The organism is Okeania sp. SIO3B5 (assembly GCF_010692555.1).
Taxonomy (GTDB): domain Bacteria; phylum Cyanobacteriota; class Cyanobacteriia; order Cyanobacteriales; family Microcoleaceae; genus Okeania.
This window is the reverse complement of sequence record NZ_JAAHHG010000744.1, coordinates 1-3,613: the sequence shown is the minus strand read 5'-3', so window position 1 is coordinate 3,613 and position 3,613 is coordinate 1. Positions and strand designations below refer to the sequence as shown.

Annotated in this window: 3 protein-coding genes; 2 read left to right on the top strand and 1 reads right to left on the bottom strand. The window is 34.2% G+C overall.

Annotation, left to right across the window (positions count from 1 at the left end; all coding sequences use genetic code 11):
- Positions 1-194: 194 nt before the first annotated feature.
- Positions 195-1,586, top strand: coding sequence for an asparagine--tRNA ligase (gene asnS / locus F6K54_RS41830; RefSeq protein WP_293090391.1), 1,392 nt, complete (start codon positions 195-197; stop codon positions 1,584-1,586).
- Positions 1,587-1,957: 371 nt separating this feature from the next.
- Here asnS and F6K54_RS41825 read toward each other — a convergent pair whose 3' ends face one another.
- On the bottom strand, positions 1,958-2,392 hold the full coding sequence (locus tag F6K54_RS41825) for a tetratricopeptide repeat protein (protein WP_293090390.1): 435 nt from the start codon (positions 2,390-2,392) through the stop codon (positions 1,958-1,960).
- A gap of 250 nt (positions 2,393-2,642) precedes the next feature.
- Here F6K54_RS41825 and F6K54_RS41820 point away from each other — a divergent pair.
- The coding region (locus tag F6K54_RS41820) for a DNA methylase (RefSeq protein ID WP_293090389.1) at positions 2,643-3,613 on the top strand (971 nt) is incomplete at its 3' end.

Sequence of the window (3,613 nt, the reverse complement as noted above, 5' to 3'; positions counted from 1 at the left end):
TTTTTTTCCAGATCGCTCTTATCCGGACATGATATTACACTTTGGAGGTCCGAAGGCAGCTATGCTGCTATGCTGCTATGCTGAAGGAAAAGAAAGATTTAAAGGGAGAAGGTTTTTTATCACGCTCTTATCCGGACATGATATAATACCAAAAAAAAATCAAAATAGCAAGTCTGATAGATAGGATGAAAGAAATGACAAAGCAACGAATTGCCGAAATATTAAGAAGCGGTAAACCTGATACCAAAGTAACAATTCAAGGGTGGGTACGCACTAAGCGAGAGTTGAAAGAATTTGCTTTTGTAGAAGTTAATGATGGTTCATGTTTGGCTAACCTACAAGTAGTATTAAATCCTGATCTACCAAATTATCAAGAAAGTTTACAGCAACTGAATACAGGTGCATCAGTAGAAGTGAGTGGTATTTTGGTAGAGTCGCCAGCAAAAGGACAAAGAATTGAACTTAAGGCAGAAAAGGCGATCGCTTATGGTGATGCCGATCCTGAAACATATCCTTTGCAGAAAAAACGCCACTCTTTTGAGTTTCTCCGTACTATTGCACATTTGCGAGGACGAACTAATACTTATGGATCGGTTTTTCGAGTGAGAAATGCTTGTGCTAATGCTGTGCATCAATTCTTTCAAGAACGAGGTTTTTTGTGGGTTCATACTCCTATTATTACTGCTAGTGACTGTGAAGGTGCAGGAGAAATGTTTACAGTTACTAATTTAGATTTAAAGAAAGTTCCATTAACAGAAAAACAAGATATTGATTTTAGTCAAGACTTTTTTGGTAAACCTGCTTTTCTAACAGTAAGTGGGCAGTTAGAAGCGGAAATTATGGCAACTGCTTTTAGTAATGTTTATACGTTTGGTCCGACTTTTAGAGCAGAAAATTCTAATACTTCTCGACATTTAGCTGAGTTTTGGATGATTGAACCTGAGATGGCTTTTTGCGATTTGGAAGGGGATATGGATTTGGCTGAGGAATTTATGAAATACATTTTTAAGTCTGTTTTGGAAAGTTGTTCGGAGGATATGGAATTTTTCAATAAACGGATTGATAAAACAGTTTTTGAAACGGCAGATACGATTATTAATAATAGTTTTGAAAGGATTACTTATACTGAGGCTGTTTCTTTATTGGAAAAGACGGATAAAAAGTTTGATTATCCGGTAGAGTGGGGTTTAGATTTACAGTCGGAACATGAACGTTATTTGTGTGAGGAATTGTTTAAAAAACCTGTGATTGTAACTGATTATCCAGCAAAAATTAAGGCTTTTTATATGCGTTTAAGTGATGATGGTAAGACGGTTAGGGCGATGGATGTTTTGGTGCCAAAGGTAGGAGAAATTATTGGGGGTTCTCAGAGGGAAGAACGTTTAGATATTTTGGAGAAAAGGATAGATGAACAGGAGATGAATAAGGAGGAATTATGGTGGTATTTGGATTTGCGTAGGTATGGTACTGTTCCTCATGCTGGGTTTGGTTTGGGGTTTGAAAGAGTGGTGCAGTTTATGACAGGAATGGGGAATATTCGAGATGTGATTCCTTTTCCGAGAGCGCCTTTAACTGTGGATTTTTAAAGTTATAGTGCTACGCACTAGGGAATAGGGAATAGGGAACAGGGAACAGCATACTGTCAAAGGGGTTTCAGGATTAGAAATGTCTTAACCTTAATGCGTAGCTTTATATATCAAATCTGCTTCCTTTGGAGTGTTACAAGAAACCGGGTTTATGGAAACTAAATGTTAGTATGGTGGGGTATTTAATCAACCCGGTTTCTTTGCTTTTTTAGTTGTAAAATTAGAAATAAATTAGCTTAGACATAAGTAGGTAAGTGAGAAAATTTACAACTACGTCATTGCGATTTTAATGAAGTGGAGGGAAGCAATATCAAGGGTTTTGACTATATCAACATTTGATTAAATAGTAAGGTTGATTTACACCTATCTACTTATGGATAAATTATGGTTAAATTTGTCTGTCTATTTTTGAGTTTTTCGCTCAGTTCATAAGCTTTGATGTCATAACCTTGATTGGGGTTTTGTTTGTGAAGTTGAATTAATAAATCTATGTAAAATTGATAGTAATTTTGAACGGTAGTGAAATCGGATTGAGGGAGCTTAGTAATAATAATCTCTGTATAAAGTTCTTCAATAATGTTGATAGCTGATTCGATGCTTGTTAATGCTTCGTTTAAGTTACCTTGGTTGTATTTTAGAACTGCTAAATTATAGAGAGTATTGGCAACACTTTCTTGATCTTGGATTTTTTGTGATAAGTCTAGGGATTGGTTGAAGTAATCTAGTGCGGTTCGTTTTTCTTCTAAAACATCGTAGACAAGACCAATATTATTTAGAATCATAGCTTCCCCTGGAACAATTTTCATCTTTTTCATAAGTTGAGAAATCTGATTCTTACCATTATACTTACAACTACAAAATAGGTTATTCCTTAACCAAGGAGAACTTTGAATAGGCCAGAGTTTTAACGAAGTCAGAAGTCAGAAGTTATTTTTGTAACGGGGATTTGAGCAACTCTCCAAAAATATTTCGCCTTAAAAGGCGGAGTTTTAGACCCATATTATTTTGATAAAAAATGTTAAGATTTGACCATAATAGTAAGTAGAGCGTTTTTATATGATAAATAAACTGGAACAAAAGCAAAATTTATATTTACATATAGATGGGGATATACCTCAATATTTAAAGAAAGGTACTTTAATTTCACTACACAGAAGTACCCCGATGAAAATTTATAATTTAGGATTTCAACCAGCAAAGTCAATACCAGAAATACCTCGTTGGTTTCTGCAAAAATATGCCTCTTTTCCTTTTAAAGTTTTAGAACCCTTTGCCGGAGGTGGTACTACAATAATAGAATCAATTAAATCTGGAATATCCATTGATTGGTTAGATTATCATCCACTTAGTCGTTTAATTTGCCAAGTCAAAACAAGTATATTTTCAGTAACGGAAGTTGAGGAAGAAATAACTAAAATTCTTCATAGTGCTTATAGTCATCAAAAAGCACCAGAAACTATTGACTTTGCCAATAAAGATTTTTGGTTTCAACAGGGAGTACAAGAAGGTTTAGAAATCCTCAGATATTATATTTTAAATTCTCCAAAAACTATACAACCTATTCTGTGGTTAGCATTTGCTTCTACTGTGAGAAAAACATCAAATATGAATGATGGAATGATATTAGCAGCTAGGCGATCGCATATAAAAGAGATACCAAATTTATCTCGTTCAGATGTGTTTAAATATTTTCAAATATATAGTAATAAAACAATAGATGCAGTTCTTGAGTGGCATCCTTTTATCAATACAAATATCGAGGTAGTGAAACAATTAGATTTAACAGATGCCAGAAAAATTACAGGAGGTAAATATGATGCAATAATTACCTCTCCACCTTATATAAATGCCATAGATTATGTGTGGGCTTCAAAGTTTGAACTTCACTGGTTAGGTATGGTGAAAAGTAATCAAGAGAGACTTAATTTATATTCTCAAGAAATAGGAACAGAGAGAATACCTAAGCAAGAATGTAAGGAGCTTGGTAAAACTGGTTATCAACTTCTTGATAAGTTAATAGAAGATAA

Coding starts and splice junctions, on each gene's coding strand:
- asnS (WP_293090391.1), top strand. CDS start 195: ATGACAAAGCAACGAATTGCCGAAATATTAAGAAGCGGTAAACCTGAT.
- F6K54_RS41825 (WP_293090390.1), bottom strand. CDS start 2,392: ATGAAAATTGTTCCAGGGGAAGCTATGATTCTAAATAATATTGGTCTT.